This window comes from Microbacterium sp. Gd 4-13 (genome assembly GCF_003095395.1).
Taxonomy (GTDB): Bacteria; Actinomycetota; Actinomycetes; order Actinomycetales; family Microbacteriaceae; genus Microbacterium.
In genome coordinates this window covers 44,501-71,371 of record NZ_QEIJ01000007.1, presented here as the reverse complement: position 1 = coordinate 71,371, position 26,871 = coordinate 44,501, and the positions used below count along the sequence as shown (strand labels likewise).

The window sequence follows — 26,871 nt, the reverse complement described above, 5'->3', positions numbered from 1 at the left end:
ACGTTACGCACCGGCCCCGACCCGCCGCGCGGGGCTTGACGCCGGAGCATCGGGGGCGAGTTCCTTCACGATCCGGGCGGCGACCGATCGCCCCGCCCGATTCGCCCCGACCGTCGAGGCCGACGGGCCGTACCCCACGAAGAACAGGCGCGGCTCGTCGAGCGACCTCGAGTCGTCGACCCGGAATCCGCCGTCCGGTGTTCGCAGGCGAAGCGGCGCCAGGTGTTCGAGGGCAGGACGGAATCCCGTCGCCCACAGGATCGCATCGACCTCGAGCAACGTGCCGTCGGGCATGCGCACGCCGTCCTCTTCGATGCCGGCCATCATCGGCAGCCGCTCGAGCACGCCCCGCGCGCGCGCCGCGCGCGCCCACGGCGTCCAGTGCATACCGGTGACCGAGATGACGCTGCCGGGCGGCAAGCCACGGCGCACGCGGTCTTCGACACCGGCGATGGCGGCGACCCGCGCGGGCGCGTCGAAGTCGGACTCGATCCAGACGGGCTCGCGGCGCGTCATCCAGAACACCGTGGCGACGTGCGAGATCTCGTCCAGAAGCTGCACGCCCGACACCCCCGCACCGACCACCAGCACCCGACGACCCGCGAACTCCTCGGCCGAGACGTAGTCGGCCGTGTGCAGCTGGCGCCCGCGGAAACGTTCCTGGCCCGGGTAGTGGGGCCAGAACGGGCGCGTCCACGTTCCCGTCGCCGACACGACGAACCGCGCGCGCCAGGCGCCGGCGTCGGTCTCGACGCGCAGCGCGTCGGCCTCGCGACGCACGGCCGTGACGGCGACCGGCCGACGCACCCCCAGGCCGAACTCGCGCTCGTAGTCCGCGAAGTACGCGGGCAGCACATCACGCGCCCGCGCCGTCGGGTCGGCCGCGGGCACATCGAACCCGGGCAGCTCGTGGATGCCGTTCACCGTCGCCATGCGCAACGACGCCCATCGATGCTGCCACGCACCACCGGGAGCGGAATTCGCGTCGAGCACGACGAACGATCGATCGGATGCGTGCGCCTCGCCGTCGGGGACGAAGCCGCGGCGACGCAGGTGGTAGGCCGTCGACAGCCCCGCCTGGCCCGCGCCGACGACGACGACGTCGACCGTGCGCGCTGTGGTGCTCACGGCCTCCAGAACCACGCACGGCGCGCCGGTATTCCGCGTGACGGGTCGAGTCAGAGGATCTCGCCGTCGACGTACACCCATCGCCCGCCTCGGCGCGCGAAGCGGCTGCGCTCGTGCAGGCCGCCGCGCACTCCCCTCTCGCTCCAGCGGGCGCGGAACTCCACCGTCCCCTCGAGGTCGGCCGGTGCGCCGGCCTCTGTGGCGAGCACCTCGAGCCCGGTCCATGCCGTCGCGGGATCCGGCTCGACATCGGCGGGACGGGTGCGCGGGTGCCAGGTGCGCCGCAGATGCTCCGCGTCACCGGCGACGAACGCCGTGTACCGCGAGCGCATCAGCTTCTCCGCGGTGGGCGCGGGTTCACCGCCGAGGATCGGGCCGCAGCATCCGTCGTATCGTCCGGCTCCGCACGGGCACGGGTCGCCGGCCGCGAACCGGGGGAATCCCCTTCGCGACGACGCGGCTCCGAAAGACACGTTCGTCACTGTACCGCCGCGCCCGCAAGGGCCTCCGACGTGTCGGCGATCTTCCGTAGCATGGGCGGACCACCGAACAGGAGCAGCCATGACCGACGGCACCCGCCCGAACGAGAACGAGCGAGCCGCCGCGTCGCCTCCCCTGCCGCCCTACGCCGCCGGCCCGCAGTCCGCGCCACCGCCCCCGCAGCCCCAGGGTGCTCCGACGCCGCCTGTCCACCCCGCGCCCCTTCCGCCCTATGCCGCGCCCGGCGGCCCTGCGGCCTACGGTGCACCGCGTCAGGATTACCCGGGTGCCCCGCCGACGTGGGGTCCGCCCATGGGCGGCCCGGCTCCCGGCGCACCGTGGAATGCCGGTGCGCCGCAGAGTGGCTCGTCGGTGCTCGCGGTGCTCGCCCTCGTCGCGTCGGTGCTCGGGGTGCTGATCTCCTTCATCCCGTTCGTCGGTTCGGCGCTCGCCTGGGCTCTGTTCGCGACCGCGATCATCCTCGCCATCATCGCCCTGGTGAAGAAGACCCCCGGCAAGGGGATGTCGATCGCCGCACTCATCATCACCGGTGCGGGATTCCTTCTGTCGATCGTCTGGGCCGTGGTGCTGTTCACCATCGGCGCGTTCGGCTCGGCCGTCTCGTCGGGATCGAGTTCGGGGTCGGAGTACTCCCCCGCGCCCGACGACGACTACTACTCCTATCCGATGCTCGGTACCCCCGACTTCGGCGCCGACGGCAACACGATCTCCGCCCCGCTCGTTCCGGGCTCCACCATCACGATCACCGATGACAACGTCTCGCAAGACGTGTGGGCGCTGACCGTTCTCCCCTTCGAAGACCTGACGGCCGCCGCCGCGGCAACCGGAGACCTCGAGCCCGCATTCGGCGCCTATGTCGGCGTGCCCGTGCAGCTGACGAACGTCACCGACGAGACCATCGATCTGGCGGTCGACTACGCCTACCTGCCGTACACCCGCTTCCTCACGGCCGACGGGGGCGAGGCAGAGCTGACCTACCTCTCCGACATCGAGACCTATCCCAGCGCGTGGGACGTCGAGGTGGTCGAGCCGGGCGAGACGGTCACGTTCTACGAGGTGTACGACCTCGCACCCGATGCCGTCGGCTCGGGTTTCTACGTGCTCGACCTCGACTCGGGTCAGACCGTGTTCTGGGGAGCGGCCGCGCTCTGACGCGCCGCGCACGACCCGTCGGCGACGCCCGTCAGTCGACGGCGCCGCGCGCGTTGTAGACGGTGGCGTCCGACGCGCCGTAGGCCCGGAAGACCTCGATCGCCTCGGCGTTTCGCACCCCGATGCGCACGCGGATTCCGCGCGCTTCGAACTGCTCCGCCCAGTCGGAGACCATCGGCCCCTCGTCGAACCCGCTCAGCTCCTCGAGCTCCGGACCATCACCGGCGATCACGAGCGAGCGCGCGCCGCTCCACATGGTCGAGCCGTAGCACATGACGCACGGACGCCAGTTGACGACGAGCTCGAGGTCGGCACCGTCGGCACCCAGGTCCCACCGGCCGAGCGCGGTCTGGGCGAGCCCGAGGGCGGTGACCTCTGCGTGCTGCGAGCTGAGACCCGAGCTCAGCACCACGTTGACGCCCGCCGAGACAAGGCGACCTGTGGCAGCCTCCACGACGATCGCCGCGAACGGTCCACCATTGCCCTCGCGCCAGTTGCGGTCGGCGAGCGCGTTCACGAGGTCCATCCGCTCCTCTGCGGTTTCGAGCGCGTCGGGCAGCTGATCGAGCTCGCCCCGCAGCCATTCGGGAAGGGAGACGGAGAAGCCGGTCGCAAGTGTCATGCCGACATCCTCGCCCATCCGTGTGAACCGCTTGTTACAGCGGCGTTGTGGAGAACCCCGGCGGGGTCTGCGCCCACCTCATACCCTGATCGGGTGAACGCTCGCCACGTCGCCTCCGCCGCCCTCGCCACGATGGTCCTTGTGATGGGCGGATGCTCCGTCACCCCCGAACCGGAAGAGACCACCCCCGCTTTCGCCACCGAAGAAGAGGCGTTCGCCGCAGCGGAGCAGACCTACCGCGCCTACGTCGACGCGCTCAACCAGGTCGACCTGAGCGACCCCGAGACGTTCGAGCCCGTCTTCGCCCTCACCACCGGCGAGCTCAACACCAGCGACCGTAGAGGGCTCTCCACATATCACGCCGATCAAGTAGCAAAGTCGGGCGAATCAACGATTACCGATCTGCAACGCGAGTCGGCTGACCTGGAGAACGGCATCATCCACTTCTCCGTGTGCCTTGACGTCTCGACAGTCGAGTTGACTGAACTCAGCGGGGAATCGATCGTCGATCCTGACCGTGTTCCCGTTCAGAGCCTGCGGGTGACAGTGGAAGGCCCGCGAACTGCAGCGGGAAGCTTGCAAGTCAGTTCAGTTTCTGGACGCAGCGGGGAACCAGTATGCGATTAGTCCGCGTGCTTGTCACTGTCGCTCTTCTGGCAGGTCTGACCACATTGCCCATCGCCGGCAAACAATGCAATGACGTCGGCACATGGGGCACCACCTGCCATGCCTCCACGGACGGTTCGCAGGTCACCGTCGGGGGCACGGTCGGTTCCGGCGGCTCGAACGCGTCCGCCGGCGGTAGTGCGCCTCCGAGCGCCGGCTCCTCCCCCGACGACGGTTCGCAAGCCATCGCGCCGCAGGACTGCGGGCCGGCCGACGTCTTGTGCCGGGGCCGCGGTTTCGGGGTGGTCTCGCTGCCCGACGTGACGGCATCCGACCTCGCGTCGTTCGCGCCCGCGACTCCGTCGTTCGAGGCCGAACCCGGCGGTGTCGGCATCGTCGGCATGCCGACCAACTTCGTCGCCTCCGCGTCGACGCAGACTCTCACCGGCACGCTCTTCGACAGGCCGGTGACGGTGCGCTTCACCCCGTCGGCCTATGTCTTCTCCTACGGCGACGGCTCGTCCGCTCGGTCTGCATCCGGCGGCACCGCCTGGACCGCGCTGGGTCAACCGCAGTTCACGGCCACCCCGACGAGCCACGCCTACGGTTCCCGCGGTGTCTACAACGCCGTCGTGTCGGTCGAGTACGTCGCCGCCGTCGACTTCGGCACCGGCTGGCGCCCGGTGATCGGGGTCGTCACCGCGGCCGGACCCGGTCAGCGCGTCGAGATCTTCGAAGCGCGCACGGCGCTTGTCGACAAGACCTGCGCCGAGAACCCCTCCGGCCCCGGCTGCTGATCCGCATCATCCGTGTCGGGCGTAGGACATGGCGCCGGCGTAGGACACATCGCCGCAAGACGTCCTACGCCGGCGCCGTCTCCTACGCCCACAACCTGCCCCCAACGACACCGAGCGTCGCCGCTCGCTCTCGACGCGTCGCTGTACTTCCGGGCGGACGTCGCCGCGACGTTCTAGGTACTCCACTCCTCCAGGAGGGCGCGCACCGTCGTCTCGTATTGCGTGCGATCGAACCGCAGAGTGAACGCAGGGGCATCCGGCCCCCCGACCTCGCCCGTCAGGCCGTCCTGGTACGTGACGTTGCGCCATTCCACCGTCGTCTCCATCACCTGCACGTCCGTGCTGACGGCGCCACAATCCAGCCCCCCCGCACCCGAGGCAGAACAGCACACACCGGCACGGCCGTCGTCGTACTGGACCCACGGATCCATGCCGGACGTGTTCTCCCCGAGGAGCGCGCGAAGACTCTCGATGGCAAATGGATCGCCGTAAGAGCCTTCCGTCAGGAACGTGACGTTCTCGCACACTCGTCCGTTCGCAAACGCGAGCCTGTCGCGGAGCGGCTGGCCGTCGATCGTCCAGTCGAGAAACCTCAGAGGCGCACGGGCGACCAGCTCAGGGCGTAAGCGGAAGAACCCGCGCCACTTCAGGTCCCAGCATTCGCTTTCCGCCCATCGCGTGCCGAGTACCGCCAGCGGGTCAGCACGTGCGACACGGGTCAGAGCATAGCGACCCGGTGGGGATCGGAGGACGCGAGCGGCAGAGGGCGACGTCACTACGCTGAGCACATGGCACCACGGCCCGAGAAGTTGCTTCTGCTCGACAGCGCGTCGCTGTACTTCCGTGCGTTCTACGGCGTGCCCGACACCGTCAAGGCGCCCGACGGCACCTCGGTCAACGCCGTGCGCGGGTTCCTCGACATCATCGCGAAGCTCGTCGCGACCTACGAACCCACCCACATCGTCGCGTGCTGGGATGACGACTGGCGCCCGCAGTGGCGGGTCGACCTGATCCCGAGCTACAAGACCCACCGTGTCGCCGAGCCGGTCGAGAACGCGCCCGATGTCGAGGTCGTGCCCGATCCGCTCGAACTGCAGGTGCCGGTCATCCGCGAGACGCTCGACGCCCTCGGCATCGCGATCGTGGGTGCGGCCGAGCACGAAGCCGACGACGTCATCGGCACGCTCGCGACGACGGCCGACATGCCCGTCGATATCGTCACCGGCGACCGCGACCTGTTCCAACTCGTCGACGACGACCGCGCCGTGCGCATTGTCTACACCGCGCGCGGCATGAGCAACCTCGAGATCGTCACCGACGACGTCGTGTTCGCCAAGTACGGGGTGCACGCGCGGCAGTACGCCGACTTCGCGTCGATGAGGGGCGACTCCTCCGATGGCCTTCCCGGCGTCAAGGGCATCGGAGACAAGTCGGCCGCGTCGCTCTTGGCCGCCCACGGCGACCTCGGCGGCATCGTCGCGGCGGCACGCGCCGGCGAAGGCATGCCCGCCGGTCAGCGGGCGAAGATCCTGGCCGCGCTCGACTACATCGCCGTCGCGCCGACGGTAGTCGAGGTCGTTCGCGACCTGTCGCTCGCCGAGGTACCGACGGCCATCGTGCCGCTCGACGCCGAGAGGACGGATGCGGCGGACGCGCTCGCCGAGCGCTGGAACCTCACCGGCCCGATGGGCCGCGCGATCGCCGCGCTCGCCCGCTGACGAGCCACCGAAGCATCCGAGTACTCCCCCGGGAGTACACCGCACCGGTCCGTGCGGCCGACGCCCGTCCCACCGGCGCGGCGTAGCATCGAGCGCATGCCGAGCACCACCTGGGACGACGGCGCGCCCCGCTTCCGCCCGCCGCCCGGGGTCACCCTGTACCTCCCCGTCATCGTCGCCTTCGTGCTGCAGGTGCCCGGAACGATCGCGATCACCGCCGCCGGGCGCTCGTGGGGTCCGAGCGCAGCGCTGGCGATCGCTCTCGCGGCCGCATCCGCGCTCGCCCTGCTCGGCGCCCGCCGCTTCCCCGGTCCGACGGTGGTCGCCGTCACCGCCCTCACCGTGGCCGGGCTCCTCCTCCGCCCCGACGCGGGGCCTCCGATGTTCGCCCTCGCCTTCGCGATCATCGGCGCCGTCGTGCGCGGCGCCCGCTTCTGGGCCCTCGGCGCCGTCGGCGCGGGCTGGGTGGTCGCGATCGCGATCGCGGGTCTGCGCGCAGACACGTCGTGGCATCCGTTCCGCGTCGCGGTCGTGACGGTCGGGCTCGGCGTCTGCTTCGCCATCGGCGAGGGGTTCCGTGCGCGCCGTGCGGCTGTCGACGAGCGCCGGGCGCAGCTGAACGAACGCCGCCGCACCGCCGAACAGGACGAACGCGCGCGCATCGCCCGCGAGCTCCACGACGTGCTCGCCCACTCGCTGAGCCAGATCTCGGTGCAGTCCGGCGTGGGGCTGCATCTGTTCGACCGCGATCCCGAGCGCGCCCGCGAGGCGCTCAGAAGCATCCGCGCCCTCAGTGCCACGGGTCTCGACGAGGTGCGCGGCGTCCTGTCGTTCCTCCGCGGTGACGAACGGCACCCGACCAGCGCGCCGCTGACTCCACAACCCCAGCTCGCCGACCTGTCGCTTCTCGCCCGCGACCGGTCGGGACTCGGACTCGAGGTCAGGCTCGACGACGAACTGCGCGGAGAGACCCCGCCGAGCGTCGTGCAGACCACGGCTTACCGCATCGTGCAGGAGGCACTCACGAACGTCGTGCGGCACTCGGGGGCGACCACCGCCACGGTGACGCTCGCGCGTGACGCCGACGATCTCGTCGCCACGGTCGGCGACGACGGCACCGGGATGGTTCCCGACCACGTCGCGGGAGGCGGCATCCGCGGCATGCGCGAACGGGCCGAGCTCGCCGGCGGCACGCTCGTGATCTCGTCCGACTCGCGTCACGGCACCGTCATCGCCGCCCGGCTCCCCTGGCGCGGCGCCCCGTGATCCGCGTCGCGCTCGCCGACGACCACCAGCTCGTGCGCGCGGGGTTCCGGGCGCTGCTCGACTCCGAGCCCGACATCGACGTCGTCGTCGAAGCGTCGGGGGGCGAAGAGCTGCTGCGGATGCTGCGCACGACACCGGTCGACGTCGTGCTGATCGACATCCGCATGCCCGACGGAGACGGGCTGTGGACGACCGAGCAGATCGCGGTCGACCCCGCGCTGGAACACGTGCGCGTCGTGATCGTGACGACCTTCGAGCTCGACGAGTACGTCGGCCGGGCCATCCGAGCCGGGGCGAGCGGCTTCCTCGTCAAAGACACCGAACCCGCCGATCTGATCCGCGCCGTACGGGTCGCGGTCGCCGGAGACGCGCTGCTCTCGCCCGGCGTGACGCGGCGGCTGCTCGAGCGCGCCGCGGACGGGCTGCGCGCGAGTCCGGATCCTGTACTGCTGGCCGCGCTGACCGACCGTGAGCGCGAGGTGCTGCGGCTGGTCGCGCAAGGTCTGACCAACGACGAGATCGCCGAGCGGCTCGTGCTGTCTCCGTTGACGGCGAAGACGCACGTCTCGCGCATCCTGCAGAAATCGCACTCGCGCGACCGCGCCCAGCTGGTCGTGCTGGCGTACGAGTCCGGGCTCGTCGCGCCCGGGTGGCAGTAGACGCCGACCGACGGTACTCCGCCGGATGCAGGCGAAGTGCCTCCCCCGGGTGGATTCGCGACGACCGCGATGGGAGTGGACTCGACGCATCCGGTCGCGATCTTCCGCGGCCCGACGGAGAGGAACTCCATGTCCGTACCCCTGGTCGCCGCGGCGGCCGCTCACCTGTCCGCCCATCACCCCGGGGGGTGGGGCGGCCCGGGCTTCGGCTGGTGGTTCCTGCTGATCCCCCTGTTCTGGATCGTGCTGATCGGCGTGCTCTTCGCCGTGTTCGGCCGTCGGTGGCGCCGCGCCGCCGCAGCCAACGGCTTCGGGCCCGGGGGCCGGCGCAGTCCAGCCCAGCTGGCCGAAGGCACTCTCGCCGAGCGGTTCGCGAAGGGCGACATCGATGAGACCGAATATCGCGCGCGGCTCGAGGTGCTGCGCGCCAACGCGCAGCCCGGCTGAGCCGCGAGCGGTCACCGCCGTCGGCCGAGCCACTCCCGCAGGCGCTCGAGCGACCAGGTGGTGACGACGCGATCAGTGGGCACACCCGCCCGCTCCGCACGCGCGGCGCCGTAGTCGATGAGGGAGAGCTGGCCAGGTGCGTGCGCGTCGGAGTCGATCGAGAACAAGCAGCCCGCGTCGAGGGCGATCGCGATCAGTTCGTCGGGAGGGTCCTGGCGCTCGGGCCGCGAGTTGATCTCCACCGCCACCCCGTGCGCCGCAGCCGCGTCGAAGACGGCGCGCGGGTCGAACGTCGAGGGGGGCCGCGTTCCCCGCGCCCCCTCGACGAGGCGTCCGGTGACATGACCGAGCACGTCGACCCTCGGGTTCGAGACCGCCCCGACCAGGCGACGGGTCATCGGACCGCTCTCCATGCGGAGCTGGGAATGGGCGGATGCGACGACCACGTCCAGTTCGTCGAGCAGGTCGTCTTCCTGATCGAGCGCGCCGTCGTCGAGGATGTCGACCTCGATACCGGTGAGGAGGGTGAAGCCGTCACCGCGAAACGACTCGACGATGCCCATCTGTTCACGGAGCCGCTCGGGCGAGAGACCGTTCGCGACGCGCAGGCGCGGGGAATGGTCGGTCAGGGCCAGGTACTCGTGCCCGAGCCGGCGGCCCGCGTCGACCATGAGCTCGATCGGGGTCAGACCGTCCGACCACTCGCTGTGGCTGTGAAGGTCCCCCCGCAGGAGCCCCCGCAGCTCAGAGCCGGTCGCGACCCCCGCCTTCTCCCTCAGACCGACCAAATAGTCGGGCACACGCCCGTCGAGCGCCTGGGTGATCACGGCGAAGGTGGAGTCGCCGACACCCTTGCGACGGCGGAGCGCCGGATCCCGCCGGGCCGCGTCGTCGAGGTCTGCGATGGACTGCGCCGCCGTGCGAAACGCCTTCGATTTGTAGCGAGAGGAGCGCTCCCGCTCGAGCAGGTACGCGATCTCGTTCAGTGCGTCGAGCGGATCCACGTCGATCTCCTCTCCTGAGCTCGGGCCCTACGACGGCGTCGCGAGCGATCGGCTCGTCTCAACCCAGTCGTCGAGCTTCGCCGCCGCGCGGCCGTCGTCGACGGCCTGTGCAGCAGCAGCCATCCCCTCCGCGAGCCGCTCGACGATCGGACGCTGCACCTGCGTTGGATCCTGGAAGAGCCGGAACGCGACGATGCCCGCCGCCGTGTTGAGAAGCACGATGTCGCGCACCGGACCGGTGTCGCCGGCGAGCACGCGACGGACGACCTCGGCGTTGTCGGCGGGCGACCCGCCACGGAGATCGTCGAGGTCGGCGAAGCGGATACCGAGGTCGCGAGGGTCGAGGTCGTGCTCGTGCACGTCACCGCGGCTGACCTCCCACAGGCGGCTGTGACCCGTCGTCGTCAGCTCGTCGAGACCGTCGTCGCCGCGGAAGACCAGTGCGGTCGCGCCGCGCGTGCGGAAAACCCCCGTGATCAAAGGGACGCGGTCGAGGTGCGCCACACCCACCGCGTTCGCCTCGGCGCGCGCCGGGTTGCACAGGGGACCGAGGAAGTTGAAGACCGTGGGTATGCCGAGTTCGGCACGCGTCGGACCGGCGTGGCGGAATCCGGGATGGAACGCCGTCGCGAAGGCGAAGGTGAGGCCGGTGCGCTCGAGCGTCTCGGCCACCGCCTCGGGCGACAGCGTCAGGTCGATGCCGAGCTCGCGCAAGACGTCGGACGACCCGGAAGCCGAGCTGGCCGCGCGGTTGCCGTGCTTGACGACCGGGATGCCTGTCGCGGCCGCGACGATCGCCGACATCGTCGAGACATTGACCGTGCGGTGACGGTCGCCACCGGTGCCCACGATGTCGAGCACGTCGGCCTTGACCGGCAACCCGACGGCGGCCTCGAGAATCGCGTCGCGGAAGCCGACGATCTCGTCGACCGTCTCGCCTTTCGCCCGCAGCGCGACGAGGAAGGCCGCCAACTGCGACGGCGTGGCGTCGCCCGCCATCACCTGCTGCATCGCCCAGGTCGACTCCGACACGCTGAGGTCGCGCCCGTCGAGGAGCATCGTGAGAATTTCGGGCCAGGAATACCGCTCCGCCATGATTCGATCCTAGTGAGGGCCGCCCGCATGACCGCGCGGTTCTCGCGCCCACGTCGCACCCGGCATCCAGTGAACTCGCGGACGATTCTTAGGCGGTGCTTAGTTAGACGAAGCAGTTTGTTGGGTCGGCGGTGCGAAACTACGACGCCGAAATCGTCCATAATGGTCAGGTGACGACCCCAGCGACATACTCCCAGGCTCTGCGCTCCGTGAAGCGGCCGGACCCGGTTGCCGTGGGCACCATCGTCTGGCTCGGCAGCGAGGTCATGTTCTTCGCCGGCCTGTTCGCCATCTACTTCACGCTGCGCAGCACCTCCTCCGGTCTGTGGGAGCAGGAGAGCGCGCTACTGAACGTTCCGTTCGCGCTGGGCAACACGATCATCCTCGTGCTGTCGTCGGTGACCTGCCAGATGGGCGTGTTCGCCGCCGAGCGGTACCAGCCCTACTCGACGAAGAAGCGCGGCATCCTCGGCTGGGGCATGGTCGAGTGGTTCTTCCTCACCTTCGCGCTCGGCGCGATCTTCGTCTCCGGACAGGTGTGGGAGTACGCCCAGCTCGTCGCCGAGGGCATGCCCATCACCGCCAACGCATATGCGTCGGCCTTCTACCTGACCACCGGCTTCCACGCCCTGCACGTGACGGGCGGCCTCATCGCCTTCCTCCTCGTCATCGGCCGCGCGTACGCCGTGAAGAACTTCGGGCGCAAAGAGATGACCACCGCGATCGTCGTGTCGTACTACTGGCACTTCGTCGACGTGGTCTGGATCGCCCTGTTCGCTGTCATCTACTTCCTGAAATAGAGCGGAGCTGCACCCCGACATGGCACGAGAGAAGAAGCGCCGCTCTAACGGCCGCCGAAGCCCCCTGGCAGCGGCCGCACTCATCGGCATCGGCCTGCTCCTCACCGGCGGCATCTACGCCGGTGCGTCCGCGGCGATGGCCGCGACCGACGACACCTCCGCGACGACGTCCACGCTGACGGTCGAAGACGGACAGAAGCTCTTCCAGGCGAACTGCGCAACCTGCCATGGTATGGACCTGCAGGGGTCCGAAGCCGGGCCGTCGCTGTACGGCGCCGGTGAGCTGTCGGTGCACTTCCAGGTCTCGACCGGACGCATGCCGCTGCAGGCGCAGGCCCCGCAGGCACCGCAGAAGCCCGTTCAGTTCACCGAGGAGCAGATCGACGCGCTCGGCAAGTACGTCCAGTCGACGTCTCCGGGCCCGACATTCCCCGACGAGGAGACTCTCGACGGTGAAGGCGACCTGGCCAACGGTGCCGAGCTGTTCCGTATCAACTGCGCGATGTGCCACAACGTCGCCGGCGCCGGCGGTGCGCTGACCGAGGGCAAGTACGCCCCCAACCTGCACACCACGACCCCGGTGAACATGTACGCCGCCATGGTCACGGGCCCGCAGAACATGCCCGTCTTCAACAACCTGAACCTGACCGTCGAAGACAAGCGCGACATCATCTCCTACCTGCTGTACAACCAGGAGAGCCCGTCCGTCGGCGGCTTCACGCTGGGTTCGCTGGGTCCCGTCTCCGAGGGCCTGTTCATCTGGGTGTTCGGCATCGGTTCGCTGATCGCCCTCACCGTCTGGATCACGGCGAAGTCGAACTAGTTTCGACCGACGCCCGCACGACACATCACACGCACGAGGAGCAACATGGCACACGAGGAAGACGCGCTCGAGCACGAGAGGGCTTCATGGAAGCCCGCCTCCGGGCTCGCTGTCGTGGTGCCCGACCCCGTGCAGGGTACGGAGCTGCCGCCCCACCGTCACCGCGTCACCGACCAGGACCCCAAGGCCATGCGCCGCGCGGTCCGCACGGTCTACACGCTGTTCTACCTGTCGGTCGCCGCCAGCCTCTGGGCCAGCATCGCCTACATGATCTTCCCGATCGAGTCGGGCGAGATGATCGACATCCGCAACAACAACCTCTTCATCGGACTCGGCATCGGCTTCGCCCTGCTGGCCATCGGCATCGGCGCGATCCACTGGTCGAAGGCCGTCATGTCCGACAAGGAGTACATCGAGCCGCGTCACGCGACGCGTGGTCGCGATGCGACGCGTGAAGGCGCCATCAACGTCTTCGTCGACGCGAACGAGGAGTCGGGCTTCGGACGCCGCGAGGTGATCCGCAACTCCCTCTTCGCCGCGCTCGTCGCCTCGGTCATCCCCGGCATCACGCTCTTCCGCGGCCTGGCACCGGAGAACTCCCCCGAGAACCCGATCGCGGGCAACCCGGTGGCGCTCCTCAGCCACACGATGTGGAAAGAGGGCTCGCACCTCGCTCACGACCCGTCGGGTCGTCGCATCCGCGCCGCGGACGTCACCCTCGGTTCCGCTTTCCACGTCATCCCCGAAGAGCTCGCCGACCTCGGCCACGACGAGGGGTACCTCGAGGAGAAGGCCAAGGCGATCGTGCTGCTCATGCGCATGCTCCCCGAGCAGCTCACCGAGGCCGATGACAAGAAGGACTGGTCGTACGACGGCATCGTCGCGTACTCCAAGGTCTGCACGCACGTCGGCTGCCCCGTCGCCCTCTACGAGCAGCAGACCCACCACCTGCTGTGCCCCTGCCACCAGTCGCAGTTCGACGTGGCCGACGGCGCGAAGGTCATCTTCGGGCCCGCCGCTCGTCCGCTGCCGCAGCTGCCCATCACCGTCGACGACGAGGGCTACCTCGTCGCTCGTAGCGACTTCACCGAACCCGTCGGACCGAGCTTCTGGGAGCGTCATTGAGTACCGGATCTCACCCCACCGATAACGTCACCCTCGAGCCGGCGGTGACCGAGACGCCGAAGCCCGAGGCCGGGCGCGACGGCAAGCCGCTGGGCGGCCGCTTCGTCGGCGCCGCAGCCAACTACCTCGACGAGCGCACGAGCATCTCGGGCCTCGTCAAGGAGCTCGGGCGCAAGATCTTCCCCGACCACTGGTCGTTCATGCTCGGCGAGGTCGCTCTGTGGAGCTTCGTCGTCGTGCTGCTGTCGGGAACGTTCCTGACGTTCTTCTTCCAGGCCTCCATGGTCGAGACGCACTATGACGGCGCCTACGAGCCGATGCGCGGAATCGCCATGTCGGCCGCGATGGATTCGACACTGCGCATCTCGTTCGACATGCGCGGCGGTCTGCTCGTCCGGCAGATCCACCACTGGGCCGCTCTCACGTTCATCGCCGGCATCGGCGTGCACATGCTGCGCGTCTTCTTCACGGGTGCGTTCCGCAAGCCCCGCGAGCTCAACTGGGTGATCGGCTTCATCCTCTTCATCCTCGCGATGGCAGAGGGCTTCACCGGCTACTCGCTCCCCGACGATCTGCTCTCCGGCAACGGTCTGCGCATCATCGACGGCATGGTCAAGGGCATCCCGCTCGTGGGCACCTGGATCTCGTTCCTCCTGTTCGGTGGAGAGTTCCCGGGCACGGCGATCGTCGGACGCCTCTACACGCTGCACATCCTGCTGCTCCCGGCGATCCTCGTGGCGCTGCTCGCCGTGCACCTCATGCTGATGATCGTCAACAAGCACACGCAGTTCGCCGGCCCCGCCCGCACGAACAGCAACGTCGTGGGCTACCCGATCCTCCCGGTGTACGCGTCGAAGATGGGTGGATTCTTCTTCATCGTCTTCGGTGTGATCGTCACGATCGCTGCGATGTTCACGATCAACCCGATCTGGAACTACGGCCCCTACGACCCGTCGCCGGTGTCAGCGGGTACGCAGCCCGACTGGTACATCGGTTTCGCCGACGGAGCGCTGCGTCTGGTGCCGCCGCACCTCGAGACGGTGCTGTTCGACCACACCTTCTCGTGGAACATCATCCTGCCGCTCGCCGTCCTGGGCCTGTTCATCGTTCTCGTCATGATCTACCCCTTCATCGAGGCGTGGGTCACGGGCGACAAGCGCGAGCACCACATCGCCCAGCGTCCGCGCAACGCCGCGACCCGCACCGCGATCGGCGCCGCCGGCGTCACGTTCTACGCCGTGCTGTGGGCAGCGGCATCGTCCGACATCATCGCGACGCACTTCTGGGTCACGATGGAGGGCGTCATCCACACCCTGCAGGCCCTGCTGATCATCGGCCCGATCATCGCCTACTTCGTCACCAAGCGCATCTGCATCGCGCTGCAGAAGAAGGACCGCGAGATCGTCCTGCACGGCTACGAGTCGGGCCGTATCGTCCGCCTCCCCGGTGGCGAGTACATCGAGGTGCACCAGCCGGTCGACGAGTTCGACCGGTGGAAGCTCGTCTCGAACGACGGCTATGAGCCGCTCGTCGTGCGACCGAACGCCAAGGGCCAGATCCCATGGCACGAGAACCTTCGTGCCGGCATCTCGCGCTGGTTCTTCGAAGACCGCCTTGCACCGCTCTCGCAGGCCGAACTCGACGCCGCGGCCGCGCATCAGCACCATGAGATCGAGCACCTCGCCGACGAAGAGGCGCGTGAGATCGAGGGCGCTCGCGAGCGCGCAGCCGAAGACGGCCGTCCCGCGATGGCACCGCATGACGAGCGCGCCGACGTGGAGATGCGCGCCCCGAAGATCCTCGACGAGACCGATTCGTCCGAGAAGAAGGATCCTCAGAAGGACGACGAGAAGTAGTCCTCCCGATCCGAATGCCCCGTCCCTGCCTCTTCTGAGGCGAGGGCCGGGGCATTCGCCGTTCTCCCCCTCCCCCCGTCCTCCGCCGTGTCAGGAATCCTGCGGCGACTGGCACCTCGGCCGCTCGTGCCGCGCTCACGCGGGCCCTAACGTCGAACCATGACCGACCCCGCCTTCTTCGTCGCCCGGCTTGCGCACGAAACTGATCCCGCCGACGTCTACGCCGACCAGCGCGCCGGCCGCGACGTCGTGCTCGTCGACGTCCGCAACGACGAGGCCTGGCGCCAGGGACGCATCAGCGGGGCCCTGCACCTCCCCCACGCTGAGATATCGTCCCGGGCGCTCGATGAGCTCGACCCCGCGATCCCCGTGGTCGTGTACTGCTGGAGCCCCGGCTGCAACGGCGGCGTGCGGGGGGCCCTCGCGTTCGCTCAACTCGGATTCACCGTGAAGGAGATGATCGGCGGGTACGAGTATTGGGTGCGCGAGGGACAACCCACCGAAGACGACGACGGTCCGCTCCCCCGTGTCTTCGACCCGCTCGTCACTGTGGTGAGGACCGCGCGCGAAGGCCGCGTTCAGGCCGTTTCGACGTCCTCGGTGAAGTAGCGGCCGGCGGAGCCGTAGAAGACGGGGGGCTCCGCCCCCGCCTCGGTGTCGACGACATCGCAGACGACGGCCGTCACATTGTCGCGCGTGCCGGCTTCGAGAGCGAGAGCGACGATGTCGGCCGCGGCGTCGACCGCGGTACCGGCCGAGCGCAGCAGTTCGACGATGTCGAGCTCCGGCACGTAATCGGTCAGGCCGTCGCTGCACAGCAGCCACCGGTCTCCGACGACAGGCTGGCGTTCGAGCACCGAGATCGTGTCGTCCTCGCCACCCCCGAGCGACGCCGTGATGATGTTGCGTCGGGGGTGCGATGCTGCGGCCTCGGGGGCGAGGAGCCCGTGATCCACCAGCGCTTGCACGTACGAGTCATCGCGGGTCTCGCGCGTGAACCAGCCGTCTCGCAGCAGGTAGGCGCGAGAGTCGCCCGTGTGAGCCACCAGCAGATCGCCGGCGGCTCCGAGGAAAAGACCCGTGAAGGTGGTCGCCATGCCGCGCAGGGCGGGGTCGCGCTCCACGTGGGCGCGGATGTCCCAGTTCGCCTCGCGAATGCGGACGACCAGCGTCTCAGGGTCGGGGATCATGGCTCCCTCTGCCACCAACCGATGTATGAGGGCGGCTGACGCGAGATCGCCCGACGGGCCGCCCCCGACGCCGTCGGCGACCGCTGCTCCCCAGGGTGCGGTGAACGCCCCATCCTGATTCGTCTCGCGGTGAACGCCGACATCGGAGACGGCGGCCGCTCTCAGCCGGATGGGCACGAGGTCAGCGCGCGAAGTACCCGCGGTAGTACTCGAACACCCAGCCGACGATGGCGACAGCGAACAGAGCAAGCCCGATGGGCATCAAGAACGTGCCGACAGCCAGACCCAGGACCGCTACGGCGGCGGACCCCGCCAGCACGAGCGGCCACCACGACCATGGGCTGAACTCGCCGAGCTCGGGGTCTCCGTCGTCGATGTCGGCGGTGAGCACGTCCTCCGGGAGCTCGCCTCCCTGCGCACGGTGCACGTGCTGCACGTAGAACGCGATGAGCGCGGACATGATCGAGGTGAACAGCAGCGCCGTCGAGCCGACCCACTCGACGCGGTTGACGAAATCACCCTGATAGTAGAGCAGCGACCACACGGTGTAGACGACCGCGAGGAGGAGGAAGAAGGCGGACAGCATCCACCAGAGACCGACGTTCGTACGCACTTACTTGACCTTTCCCTGGTCCGCATCGACGACCGGCGCTTCGGGTGCATCCTTCGCCGGACCCACGCCGACCGGGATGCCGGCCTCGGGGTGGTTCAGGTCGAACGCGGGCCGCTCGCTGCGGATGCGCGGGATGGACGTGAAGTTGTGACGCGGCGGCGGGCACGACGTCGCCCACTCGAGCGATGCGCCGTAACCCCACGGGTCGTTGACCGTGATCCGGGCAGCCTTGCGGGAGGTGATCCAGACGTTGAGGAAGAACGGGATCATCGACGCACCGAGGATCATCGCACCCACGGTCGAGACCTGGTTCTGCCAGGTCCAGCCGTCGGCTGCCGAGTAGTCGGCGTAGCGACGCACCATGCCGTCGACGCCCAGCCAGTGCTGGATGAGGAACGTCATGTGGAAGCCGATGAACAGCATCCAGAAGTGCACGAAGCCGAGACGCTCGTTCAGCATCCGCCCCGTCCACTTCGGCCACCAGAAGTAGAAGCCGGCGAACATCGCGAACACGACCGTGCCGAACACCACGTAGTGGAAGTGGGCGACGACGAAGTAGGAGTCGGACAGGTGGAAGTCCAGCGGCGGCGACGCGAGGATGACGCCGGTCAGACCACCGAAGACGAAGGTGAGGAGGAAGCCGAGGGCGAAGACCATCGGCGTCTCGAAGGTCACCGAGCCCCGCCACATCGTGCCGATCCAGTTGAAGATCTTCACACCGGTAGGCACGGCGATCAGCATCGTCATGAGCGCGAAGAACGGCAGCAGCACCGCGCCCGTCACGTACATGTGGTGGGCCCAGACGGCCACCGACAGGGCGGCGATCGCGATCGTCGCGTAGACGAGCGTCTTGTAGCCGAAGATCGGCTTGCGGCTGAAGACCGGGAAGATCTCCGACACGATGCCGAAGAACGGCAGCGCGATGATGTAGACCTCGGGGTGTCCGAAGAACCAGAAGAGGTGCTGCCAGAGCAGAACACCACCGTTCTGCGGATCGTAGATGTGCGCACCCAGAACGCGGTCGGCGGCGGCGGCGAAGATCGCGGCGGCCAGCACGGGGAACGCGAGAAGGATCAGGATGCTGGTGATCAGCGTGTTCCACGTGAAGATCGGCATGCGCCACATCGTCATACCCGGGGCACGCATCGTCAGGATCGTGGTGATGAAGTTCACCGCTCCGAGGATGGTTCCGAACCCGCTCATGCCGAGGCCGAGCATCCAGAGGTTTCCTCCGACGCCGGGCGAGAAGCTGGCGTTCGCGAGCGGTTGATACGCGAACCACCCGAAGCCTGCCGCACCGGCCGGGGTGAGGAAGCCGGCGACCGCAATGGTCGAGCCGAAGAGGAAGAGCCAGAAGGCGAAGGAGTTCAGACGCGGGAACGCCACGTCGGGTGCGCCGATCTGCAGCGGCAGGATCGCGTTCGCGAAGCCAGCGAACAACGGCGTCGCGAACATGAGGAGCATGATCGTGCCGTGCATGGTGAAGAGCTGGTTGTACTGCTCTTTCGTGGGCACGATCTGCATGCCGGGCTCGAAGAGCTCGGCGCGGATGATCAGCGCCATGACGCCGCCGAGGCAGAAGAAGATCACCGAGGCGATCAGGTACATGTACCCGATGGTCTTGTGGTCAGTGGAGGTGATCCACTTGACGAAGACGTTGCCCTTCTGCTCGATGCGCGAGGAGGTGAGCAGCGCCGCCTGCCGAGGGGGAAGAGTCGTCGGACGCGACGGGCCCGTCGCCTCTTCCGGGGGAAGTGTGGTCGTCATCAGCCTTAACCTTCCACAGCAGTGCCGAAGCCGGTGTTGTTCTGCAACCGGTCGTAGGCGTCATCGATGTCGCCGGTCTGTCCGTCGGAACGGAGGGTCGAGAGGTAGCTCTCGTACTCCGTCTCGCTGACGACCTTGACGTTGAAAAGCATCGCCGAGTGGTACTCGCCGCAGAGCTCGGCGCACTTGCCGGCGTAGGTTCCCTCGCGCGTCGGCATGAACGACATGTAGTTGTCGCGACCGATGTACATGTCTTTCTTGTACAGGAAGTCGATGATCCAGAAGGAGTGGATCACGTCGCGCGACTGCAGCTCGATCTTCACGGTCTTGTTCACCGGGAGGTACAGCGTCGGCAGTGCTTCCTGGTCGACGTCGCCGTTCGAGGCGGGTTCGGCCTGGACGCCCATCGTCCAGACGGCGTCGGAGTTGTCCTCGCGGTCGCCGTTGTACTGGAAGTCCCACGCCCACTGCTTGCCGAACGCGGTGATCGAGACGTCGGGATCGTCGTACTGCGTCTCGAGGATGGTCTGGTCACGCGCGGTGAACGCGAAGAAGCCGACCACGAGGATCAGGGGTACGACGGTGTAGAAGATCTCGATCGGCATGTTGTAGCGCAACTGCACGGGGAGACCGGTCTGGCCCTTGCGGCGGCGGTACACGATGACAGACCAGAGCATGAGGGCCCAGGTCACGATGCCCACCGCGAGGAGGACGAGCCAGGAGTTCACCCACAGGCCCGAGATCATCTCGGTGTGGTTCGTCGCCTGCACACCGTCATCGGTGAAGCCGGGGAGGAACCCGTTGAGCTCGGTCGTCGTGCAGCCGGCCAGGACGAGCGCCGTGGCGATCCCGACGGGAAGTGCGGCCAGGCGGAGGCGTCGTCTGGAGGGCGCTGTCTTCAAGGGCACAGTGCACCTTTCCGGGTCGAGAATATTGCTGTCTCAGTCTAGAGCAACCTCTTATGGTTCTCGGGCCAAGCATTCAGGTACGAAACGACGAAACCCGCGGAAGCCGCCGGATTTCCGGGCACTTCCGCGGGTCTGCGCGTGTCGTCTGCTATCGACGGGACGTCGAGATCTCTCGACGTCGAACGGCCTGACGGCCGCGGGCTCGTCTCAGTGGAACGAGTCGCCGCAGGCGCAGCTGCCCGCAGCGTTCGGGTTGTCGATGGTGAAGCCCTGCTCGGAGATCGTGTCCTTGAAATCGATCTTCGCGCCGTCGAGGTACGGGACGCTCATGTCGTCGACGATGACCTCGACACCGTCGAAGTCGACGGCCTTGTCGCCGTCGAGGAAGCGCTCGTCGAAGTAGAGCTGGTAGATGAGTCCGGAGCAGCCGCCGGGCTGGACCGCCACGCGCAGGCGGAGGTCGTCGCGACCCTCCTGGCTGAGCAGGCTCTTGACCTTCTCGGCGGCGGTATCGGTCAGCGACACACCGTGGTCACGGACGGTCGGCTCGGTCGACAGGGCAGTGTCGGTCATGACTCTCCTCAGGCGTGTGGGGCGAACGGATGCTGCAATTGTACGCCGCCCCCGGCGGCGCGGGCTCGATCAGATCGTCCGCGCGTCGAGCTTCTCGAGCAGGAGCGCCTCCGACACCACGGCTTTGCGGAAGGTGTCGAGGTGCAGCGACTCGTTCGGACTGTGCGCCCGGGAGTGCGGGTCTTCCACGCCGGTGACGAGGATCTGCGCGCCGGGGTTCTCGCGGACCAGGTCGGCGATGAACGGGATGGAACCGCCCACGCCCACGTCGACCGGCTCGACGCCGTACCCTTCGCGGAAGGCGTCGCGCACGTCGTCGACGGCCCATCCGCTGGTGTCGACGAGGAACGCGTCACCGCAGTCGACGTCGGTGAATTCGAGCTGCGCTCCGAAGGGGGCGTGCGCGCGCAGGTGCGCCTCGATCGCGGCATAGGCGTCCTCCGCGCGCTGCCCGGGCGCGACGCGCGCGCTGATGACGACCGAGGTCTCGGGCGCGAGCGTGTTCGACGCCGCCTCCACGCTCGTGGCGTCGATGCCCGTGATCGTCACGGACGGCTTGTTCCAGATGCGGCCGAGGAACGAGCCCGTACCGATCGGCGAGACGCCGTCGAGGAGCCCCGTCTCCGAGCGGAGCGTCTGCTCCGTGTAGTCGGGGGTGGCAGCATCCCTCTCCTGCAATCCCTCGACCGCGACCGCGCCGTCGTCGTCCCACAGGGTCGCCAGGAGCTTGACCGTGGCGAGCATCGCGTCGGGGACGGCGCCGCCGAACATGCCCGAGTGCGAGGCGTGGTCGAGCGTGCGCACGCGCAGCGTGAACCGCGCGTTGCCACGGAGGGACACCGTGAGGGCCGGGGTCTTCTCGTCCCAGTTGCCCGAATCGGCCACGACGATCACGTCGGAGCGCAGCACGTCGGCGTGGTCGGAGAGGAACGTCGCGAACGAGCGCGAACCGTACTCCTCCTCCCCCTCGATGAAGAGCGCGACACCGAGGTCGAAGTCGCCCCCAACGGCGGCCGTGAGCGCGCGCAGGGAGGCCAGGTGCGCCATGACGCCGGCCTTGTCGTCGGCGGCACCGCGACCGTAGAGGCGGCCGCCGCGCACCGTCGGCTCGAACGGCGGCGACTCCCAGAGCGACTCGTCTCCGGGGGGCTGCACGTCGTGGTGGGCGTAGAGCAGGACGGTCGGGCGGCCGTTGCGCGCGCGGCGGACCGCGAGGACGGCGGGCTGGCCGAGTTCGTCGGTTCCGGGGATCGCCGCGCGGGCGATCTCGACGGAATCGAACACCCCGATCTCACGGGCGAGATCCGCCACGGCCTCGGCGCTGCGCTCCAGCTGCGTCTGGTCGAACGCCGGCCAGGCGATGGACGGGATCCGCACCAGGGCGCCGAGATCGGCGAGAGCGGTCGGGATACCTTCGGTCGCGGCGGAGCGCACAGCGTCCTGTCGGGAAGTTTCGGGGGTCATGCGGGTAATCTTAAGGCTCCCGCAACGACGTTTTCGAGGTTCACCGTGGCCAAGTCCCCCGCCCCCGCATCGAACGAAGCTCCCGAAGAGGAGTTCGCTTCCGGCAGCGGCAAGGGCCGCGCAACGCCCACGCGCGCCGAGCAGGAGGCCGCGCGCAAGCGCCCGCTCGTGGCCGACACGAAGGAAGCCCGCGCCCGCGCCCGCGCCGAACTCGCCGTCGCACGCGACCGCGCTCGAGCCGGCATGGCAGCCGGTGAGGACAAGTACCTCCCGCTGCGCGACAAGGGCCCGCAGCGCCGGTTCGCCCGTGACTGGGTCGACGCCGGTTGGCACCTCGGTGAGGCGCTCATGCCGATGGCGATCCTCGTGATCCTGTTCACCCTGATCCCGAACGTCTACATCCAGCTCTTCGCCTACCCGGTGCTCATGGTCTTCGTGCTGCTGACGATCGGTGACATGGTGCTCACCGGGCGCCGCGTGAAGAAGGAAGCCCGCAACAAGTTCGGCGAGGCCCGCATGGAGAAGGGCCTCGGCTGGTACGCGGCGATGCGCACCGTGCAGATGCGCTTCATGCGCCTGCCCAAGCCCCAGGTCAAGCGCGGCGGCTACCCGGTCTGATCCCGCTCACCCGCGGCGCAGTCCGCGGTTGATCTGTCGAGCCCAGAAGGGCCCGCGATACAGGAAAGCCGTGTAGCCCTGCACCAGGGTCGCGCCCGCGGCGAGGCGCTCTCGTACGTCGTCGGCCGTCTCGACCCCGCCGGCCGAGATCACGGCGAACTCCGCCGGAACGACCTCGCGCACGAGACGCAGCACCGCGAGAGCACGTTCCTTCAGCGGCGCTCCCGAGAGCCCGCCCGCGCCCGCCGCCTCGACGACACCCGCGGGGGTGAGGAGACCCTCTCGCGAGATCGTCGTGTTCGTGGCGATGAGGCCGGCAAGGCCCAGGTCCACCGCGAGACGCGAGACCGCGTGCACCTCGTCGTCGGGGAGGTCGGGGGCGATCTTGACCAGCAACGGCGTGCCGCCCGCAGCATCCCTCACCGCCTGCAGCAGAGGACGCAGGGTCTCGACCGCCTGCAGACCGCGCAGGCCGGGGGTGTTCGGTGACGACACGTTGACGACGAGGTAGTCGGCCAACGGCGCCAGGAGTTCGGTGCTGCGCACGTAATCGGCGGTCGCGGCCTCGACGTCGACCGCGCGGCTCTTGCCGATGTTCACACCGACGACGGTGCGCCCGCCACGCCGGCGCAGCCGGCCCAGGCGTTCCGCGGCCGCAGCGGCACCCGAGTTGTTGAACCCCATCCGGTTGATGACGGCTCGATCGGCCACGAGGCGGAACAGGCGCGGACGCGGGTTGCCTGGCTGCGCGAGAGCCGTGAGCGTGCCGACCTCGACATGTCCGAAGCCGAGCGCTCCGAGGCCGCGCACCATGCGCACGTCTTTGTCGAACCCGGCCGCCACGCCGAACGGCGAATCGAACTCGAGGCCGAGGGCCCGCGTGCGCAGTTCGGGGGCGGGTGCCGTCACGGCGCGCACGGCCCAGGAGAACGGGCGCACGCCGAACAGCCGGATCACCGGCACGGCGAGGTGGTGGGCGCGCTCGGGATCGATCCGCGACAGCACGTGCCGGAAGAGAAGGGGATACATCCCCGCCAGATTACTGGACCGCGTCAGTCGACCTGCGCCGCGTCGCGCGCCCGGCGACGATCACGGTGATCCACACGCAGCTGCTCGATGGCCGTCTCGAAGTCCTCCAGCGACTCGAACGCCTGGTAGACGCTGGCGAAGCGCAGGAACGCCACCTCGTCGAGCTCGCGGAGAGGACCCAGGATCGCCAGACCGATCTCGTTCGCGTCGATCTGCGACGAACCGGTCTGGCGTACGGCCTCTTCGACCGACTGTGCCAGCATCGCGAGATCGGCGTCGGTCACGGGGCGGCCCTGGCAGGCTTTGCGAACGCCCGACATGACCTTCTCGCGACTGAACGGTTCGATCACGCCGGAGCGCTTGATGACGTTAAGGCTCGCCGTCTCGACGGTCGAGAACCGACCGCCGCACTGGGGGCACTGGCGTCGACGACGGATGCTGAGGCCGTCATCGCTCGTTCGGGAGTCGATGACACGGGAATCGGGGTGGCGACAGAAGGGGCAGTGCATGGCACCGAAAGACTACGCCTCGAACCGGGCCACGACGGCCTCGCCGTGCGCCGGCAGGGCCTCGGCCTCGGCGAGGGCGACGATTCCGTCGCGCACGGTCGCGAGAGCGGCACGGTCGTACTCGATGACCTGCTGCGGACGAAGGAACGTGGCGGCCGACAGACCCGGCTGGAAGCGCGCCTGACCGCCCGTCGGGAGCACGTGATTGCTGCCCGCGAGGTAATCCCCCAGGCTGACCGGGGTGTGCGGGCCGACGAAGATCGCTCCGGCGTGCACGAATTCCTCCGGGCGGGCGTCCGCGAGCTGCAACTCGAGGTGCTCGGGTGCGTAGGCGTTGCTGAACGCGGTTGCCGCATCGATGTCGTCGACGAGGACGATCGCCGACTGCGGACCGGTGAGCGCAGCCGCCACTCGTGCGCTGTGGCGGGTCGCGGCGGCTCGCGCGTCGACGGCGGCCGAGACGGCGAGGGCGAGCTCGGGAGAATCGGTCACGAGCACCGCGGAGGCCTGTTCGTCGTGCTCGGCCTGGCTCACGAGATCGGCGGCGACCAACCGGGCATCGGCCGAGGCATCGGCGACGACGAGGATCTCGGTCGCACCGGCCTCCGAGTCCGTGCCGACCCGACCGGCGACAACGCGCTTGGCGGCGGCGACGAAGTTGTTTCCCGGGCCGGTCACGACGTCGACGGGCTCGAGCCCGATGGCCGGCACACCGTGGGCGAGAGCCCCGATCGCGCCGGCACCGCCCAGCGCGTACACCTCGGTGACACCGAGGAGGTGGGCGGCCGCGAGGATCGTGGGGTGCACCCGTCCGCCGAACTCGCGCTGGGGCGGCGACGTGAGGGCGACCTCGGATACGCCCGCGACCTGCGCGGGAACCACATTCATCACAACGCTCGACGGGTACACGGCCTTGCCGCCCGGCACGTAGACGCCCACCCGGCGCACGGGCTGCCAGCGCTGCGCCACCCGGGCGCCCGGCGCGAGTTCGGTCACGACCGGTGCGGGCACCTGCGCGGCGGATGCCCGGCGCACCCGCGCGATGGCCTCCTCGAGAGCGGCTCGCACATCAGGGGCGAGCTGGCCGAGTGCCTCCACGAGGTGGGATGCCGGAACCCGGAGGTCGTGGTCGCTCACCCCGTCGAACGCGGTGGCCTGTTCGCGGAGCGCGGCCTCTCCGCGCTCCGCGACGTCGGCGACGATCTCCGAGGCGACACTCAGCGCCTCGTCACGGGCTCCTTCGGCACGCGGAACGGCGGCGAGCAACTCGGCCGGTGACAGGGTGCGACCGCGCAGATCGATGGTTCGAAGCATCCGTCAAGGCTACCGGCTGGAGCCGGTGGCCCTCAGCCGCGCGTGACGCCGGTGACGTCGTGCAGATAGCCCACGCGACCGTCTTCGTGCCGGACGACGAAGGCTTCGCCCCGGTCTTCGATGACGAGCGCCCAGGCTGTCGGGCCGATGCGGAAGAGCGGGTTGCCGTAGTCGTCGACGACGTCGCGCTCCACCGGCACGAGCGCCCAGAAGGCCTGCGTCTGCGCCTGTGCGGGGAACTGGGTGGTGCGGACGGTGTCGTCGTTCGCGGGAGCCCCGTCGTCGTCGGAGATCTGCGTCGTCTCCCCGGTGTGCAGCGGGGCGAAGACGTCGGTGCCGTAGGCGCCGGTGTCGGCGGTCGGGCTGCTGAAAGCGCCGGTGTCGGACTGATCGGCGGCCGGCTGGACGCCGGTGTCGTACGAGCCGGTGTCGTGCGATGCCGGCGGAACGTAGGCCGGAGCCGCGTGCTGCTCGGCGGGTGCCGGGGTGGGGCGCTCCGGACGCGGGGTCTTCGGCCGGGCGACGACCGCGCGGATCGGACGGGCGTTGCGGTGGGCGGGCACCTCGCGGCGATCCTGGAAGTCCTGCTCGAGGGAGGGGATGAACGGCGCGAAGACGGTGAGCACGACGCCGGCGAGCATCAGCACGAGCTCGACCCAGATCACCCACGAACGCACCCAGGCGCCCGTCTCGATCGAGATCGCGACGGTCTCCCACACCGACTGCAGCCAGTAGATCGCGGCGACGGAGAAGGCGACCGAGGCGAACTGGTCGATGCCGAGCGACCCGACGCGCGGGATGCCCTGCGGCGAGAGTCGTCGGAGGATGACGAGGAAGACGGCGACCGTCGGCACGCCGATCGAGAGGATCCAAGCCAGGCCGGACACCCACACGTTCAGTCCTCCGACGAGAGCGGCCGGCGCCCCGACGAGGAGGTTCACGGGGAAGAACGACACGATGAACGCGACGAGCCACACCCCGCCCAGGGCGACTTCGCGCACCGAGAAGGGTCCGACGCCGTACTGCGGCGGAGCACCCGTGGCCTTCGCGTCATCGGCATCCGTCGACGACGCGGCCTCGGGCTCACTGCTCGCGCTCTCGGTCGCCGCAACCTGGTCGTTCGCCTGTGCCGTGGGTTCGTCCACGGAGGTGTCTGCCAGGGTCTTGTCGTTCAGATTCTCGTCGGTCACGATGGTCCTCTCCGCTGTCGCGCCGGGGGTGCGCGCCGTCCGATCTTAGTCGCGCGCTGTGTCGAATCCCTGCGCGGCGCGACGTTCGACGTCACTC

At 68.9% G+C, this 26,871-nt stretch carries 29 protein-coding genes; 13 read left to right on the top strand and 16 right to left on the bottom strand.

All coding sequences use genetic code 11. The features are described 5' to 3' along the window. Positions 1 to 3: 3 nt before the first annotated feature. Positions 4 to 1,128 carry an NAD(P)-binding domain-containing protein gene (locus DEA06_RS13095; protein WP_240606943.1) on the bottom strand — a complete coding sequence of 375 codons (1,125 nt, stop codon included), beginning with the start codon at positions 1,126 to 1,128 and terminating at the stop codon, positions 4 to 6. Positions 1,129 to 1,178: 50 nt separating this feature from the next. Then, positions 1,179 to 1,601 carry a YchJ family metal-binding protein gene (locus tag DEA06_RS13090; protein WP_116648549.1) on the bottom strand — a complete coding sequence of 141 codons (423 nt, stop codon included), beginning with the start codon at positions 1,599 to 1,601 and terminating at the stop codon, positions 1,179 to 1,181. Positions 1,602 to 1,689: 88 nt separating this feature from the next. Between DEA06_RS13090 and DEA06_RS13085 the strand changes: the two genes are divergently transcribed. Then, entirely contained in the window at positions 1,690 to 2,781 is a 1,092-nt protein-coding gene (locus DEA06_RS13085) for a hypothetical protein (protein WP_133241771.1), read from the top strand. Positions 2,782 to 2,812: 31 nt separating this feature from the next. Here the strand turns inward: DEA06_RS13085 and DEA06_RS13080 are convergent, their stop codons facing one another. Then, entirely contained in the window at positions 2,813 to 3,403 is a 591-nt protein-coding gene (locus DEA06_RS13080; RefSeq protein ID WP_116648452.1) for a nucleoside deaminase, read from the bottom strand. 93 nt (positions 3,404 to 3,496) lie between these two features. Between DEA06_RS13080 and DEA06_RS13075 the strand changes: the two genes are divergently transcribed. Further along, positions 3,497 to 4,030, top strand: coding sequence for a hypothetical protein (locus DEA06_RS13075; RefSeq protein ID WP_133241770.1), 534 nt, complete (start codon positions 3,497 to 3,499; stop codon positions 4,028 to 4,030). A 5-nt stretch (positions 4,031 to 4,035) separates the two neighbouring features. Continuing rightward, on the top strand, positions 4,036 to 4,806 hold the full coding sequence (locus tag DEA06_RS16395) for a hypothetical protein (RefSeq protein ID WP_133241769.1): 771 nt from the start codon (positions 4,036 to 4,038) through the stop codon (positions 4,804 to 4,806). A gap of 173 nt (positions 4,807 to 4,979) precedes the next feature. Here DEA06_RS16395 and DEA06_RS16390 read toward each other — a convergent pair whose 3' ends face one another. Continuing rightward, complete coding sequence (locus DEA06_RS16390; RefSeq protein ID WP_133241768.1) at positions 4,980 to 5,333, bottom strand: hypothetical protein; 354 nt, start codon at positions 5,331 to 5,333, stop codon at positions 4,980 to 4,982. 261 nt (positions 5,334 to 5,594) lie between these two features. Between DEA06_RS16390 and DEA06_RS13060 the strand changes: the two genes are divergently transcribed. From DEA06_RS13060 to DEA06_RS13045, 4 genes are all read left to right on the top strand, one after another. Beyond that, a complete protein-coding gene (locus tag DEA06_RS13060; RefSeq protein ID WP_116648448.1) occupies positions 5,595 to 6,524 on the top strand; it encodes a 5'-3' exonuclease in 930 nt (309 codons plus the stop codon). Between the two features lie 96 nt (positions 6,525 to 6,620). Continuing rightward, the gene (locus DEA06_RS13055; protein ID WP_116648447.1) at positions 6,621 to 7,790 is read left to right on the top strand and encodes a sensor histidine kinase; all 1,170 of its coding nucleotides are present in this window, start codon (positions 6,621 to 6,623) and stop codon (positions 7,788 to 7,790) included. Next, entirely contained in the window at positions 7,787 to 8,449 is a 663-nt protein-coding gene (locus tag DEA06_RS13050) for a response regulator transcription factor (RefSeq protein ID WP_116648446.1), read from the top strand. Before DEA06_RS13055 ends, DEA06_RS13050 begins: the two co-directional genes overlap by 4 nt. A gap of 129 nt (positions 8,450 to 8,578) precedes the next feature. After that, entirely contained in the window at positions 8,579 to 8,896 is a 318-nt protein-coding gene (locus tag DEA06_RS13045; protein WP_116648548.1) for a hypothetical protein, read from the top strand. Positions 8,897 to 8,907: 11 nt separating this feature from the next. Here the strand turns inward: DEA06_RS13045 and DEA06_RS13040 are convergent, their stop codons facing one another. Continuing rightward, a complete protein-coding gene (locus DEA06_RS13040; RefSeq protein WP_205781280.1) occupies positions 8,908 to 9,900 on the bottom strand; it encodes a PHP domain-containing protein in 993 nt (330 codons plus the stop codon). Between the two features lie 27 nt (positions 9,901 to 9,927). Beyond that, positions 9,928 to 10,995 (bottom strand): anthranilate phosphoribosyltransferase, encoded by a 1,068-nt coding sequence (trpD, locus tag DEA06_RS13035; protein WP_116648444.1) that lies wholly within the window; start codon positions 10,993 to 10,995, stop codon positions 9,928 to 9,930. A gap of 170 nt (positions 10,996 to 11,165) precedes the next feature. Between trpD and DEA06_RS13030 the strand changes: the two genes are divergently transcribed. From DEA06_RS13030 to DEA06_RS13010, 5 genes are all read left to right on the top strand, one after another. Further along, positions 11,166 to 11,795 (top strand): heme-copper oxidase subunit III, encoded by a 630-nt coding sequence (locus DEA06_RS13030; protein ID WP_116648547.1) that lies wholly within the window; start codon positions 11,166 to 11,168, stop codon positions 11,793 to 11,795. Positions 11,796 to 11,814: 19 nt separating this feature from the next. Continuing rightward, the gene (locus DEA06_RS13025; protein WP_116648443.1) at positions 11,815 to 12,618 is read left to right on the top strand and encodes a cytochrome c; all 804 of its coding nucleotides are present in this window, start codon (positions 11,815 to 11,817) and stop codon (positions 12,616 to 12,618) included. Between the two features lie 45 nt (positions 12,619 to 12,663). Then, on the top strand, positions 12,664 to 13,743 hold the full coding sequence (locus DEA06_RS13020) for a Rieske 2Fe-2S domain-containing protein (RefSeq protein ID WP_116648442.1): 1,080 nt from the start codon (positions 12,664 to 12,666) through the stop codon (positions 13,741 to 13,743). Positions 13,744 to 13,832: 89 nt separating this feature from the next. Next, positions 13,833 to 15,599: a cytochrome bc complex cytochrome b subunit gene (locus DEA06_RS13015; RefSeq protein ID WP_240606955.1), complete on the top strand. Its 1,767-nt coding sequence runs from the start codon at positions 13,833 to 13,835 to the stop codon at positions 15,597 to 15,599. Between the two features lie 159 nt (positions 15,600 to 15,758). Continuing rightward, positions 15,759 to 16,208, top strand: coding sequence for a rhodanese-like domain-containing protein (locus DEA06_RS13010; RefSeq protein WP_116648440.1), 450 nt, complete (start codon positions 15,759 to 15,761; stop codon positions 16,206 to 16,208). Here the strand turns inward: DEA06_RS13010 and DEA06_RS13005 are convergent. The 6 genes from DEA06_RS13005 to DEA06_RS12980 all read right to left on the bottom strand — a co-directional run bounded on the left by DEA06_RS13005 (position 16,178) and on the right by DEA06_RS12980 (position 22,114). Next, entirely contained in the window at positions 16,178 to 16,966 is a 789-nt protein-coding gene (locus DEA06_RS13005) for a protein phosphatase 2C domain-containing protein (RefSeq protein WP_116648439.1), read from the bottom strand. The two genes, DEA06_RS13010 and DEA06_RS13005, sit on opposite strands and share 31 nt — an antisense overlap. Positions 16,967 to 16,970: 4 nt before the next feature. Continuing rightward, the gene (locus DEA06_RS13000) at positions 16,971 to 17,402 is read right to left on the bottom strand and encodes a cytochrome c oxidase subunit 4 (RefSeq protein ID WP_116648438.1); all 432 of its coding nucleotides are present in this window, start codon (positions 17,400 to 17,402) and stop codon (positions 16,971 to 16,973) included. Continuing rightward, on the bottom strand, positions 17,403 to 19,169 hold the full coding sequence (ctaD, locus tag DEA06_RS12995; RefSeq protein ID WP_116648437.1) for a cytochrome c oxidase subunit I: 1,767 nt from the start codon (positions 19,167 to 19,169) through the stop codon (positions 17,403 to 17,405). It lies immediately after the preceding gene. A gap of 5 nt (positions 19,170 to 19,174) precedes the next feature. Continuing rightward, on the bottom strand, positions 19,175 to 20,071 hold the full coding sequence (coxB, locus tag DEA06_RS12990; RefSeq protein WP_116648546.1) for a cytochrome c oxidase subunit II: 897 nt from the start codon (positions 20,069 to 20,071) through the stop codon (positions 19,175 to 19,177). A gap of 213 nt (positions 20,072 to 20,284) precedes the next feature. Further along, on the bottom strand, positions 20,285 to 20,650 hold the full coding sequence (erpA, locus tag DEA06_RS12985; RefSeq protein WP_116648436.1) for an iron-sulfur cluster insertion protein ErpA: 366 nt from the start codon (positions 20,648 to 20,650) through the stop codon (positions 20,285 to 20,287). A 69-nt stretch (positions 20,651 to 20,719) separates the two neighbouring features. Next, positions 20,720 to 22,114 carry a dipeptidase gene (locus DEA06_RS12980; RefSeq protein ID WP_116648435.1) on the bottom strand — a complete coding sequence of 465 codons (1,395 nt, stop codon included), beginning with the start codon at positions 22,112 to 22,114 and terminating at the stop codon, positions 20,720 to 20,722. 45 nt (positions 22,115 to 22,159) lie between these two features. On the opposite strand from DEA06_RS12980, the gene DEA06_RS12975 reads away from it, so the two are divergent. Continuing rightward, the gene (locus tag DEA06_RS12975) at positions 22,160 to 22,732 is read left to right on the top strand and encodes a DUF3043 domain-containing protein (RefSeq protein WP_116648434.1); all 573 of its coding nucleotides are present in this window, start codon (positions 22,160 to 22,162) and stop codon (positions 22,730 to 22,732) included. Positions 22,733 to 22,738: 6 nt separating this feature from the next. Here DEA06_RS12975 and DEA06_RS12970 read toward each other — a convergent pair whose 3' ends face one another. The 4 genes from DEA06_RS12970 to DEA06_RS12955 are packed head-to-tail and all read right to left on the bottom strand — an operon-like array spanning position 22,739 to position 26,774. Continuing rightward, complete coding sequence (locus tag DEA06_RS12970) at positions 22,739 to 23,761, bottom strand: quinone-dependent dihydroorotate dehydrogenase (protein WP_116648433.1); 1,023 nt, start codon at positions 23,759 to 23,761, stop codon at positions 22,739 to 22,741. Between the two features lie 23 nt (positions 23,762 to 23,784). Beyond that, on the bottom strand, positions 23,785 to 24,270 hold the full coding sequence (nrdR, locus tag DEA06_RS12965; protein WP_116648432.1) for a transcriptional regulator NrdR: 486 nt from the start codon (positions 24,268 to 24,270) through the stop codon (positions 23,785 to 23,787). 12 nt (positions 24,271 to 24,282) lie between these two features. Further along, positions 24,283 to 25,584 carry a histidinol dehydrogenase gene (gene hisD, locus DEA06_RS12960; protein ID WP_116648431.1) on the bottom strand — a complete coding sequence of 434 codons (1,302 nt, stop codon included), beginning with the start codon at positions 25,582 to 25,584 and terminating at the stop codon, positions 24,283 to 24,285. A 32-nt stretch (positions 25,585 to 25,616) separates the two neighbouring features. Further along, entirely contained in the window at positions 25,617 to 26,774 is a 1,158-nt protein-coding gene (locus DEA06_RS12955) for a hypothetical protein (RefSeq protein WP_116648430.1), read from the bottom strand. Positions 26,775 to 26,871: the final 97 nt, after the last annotated feature.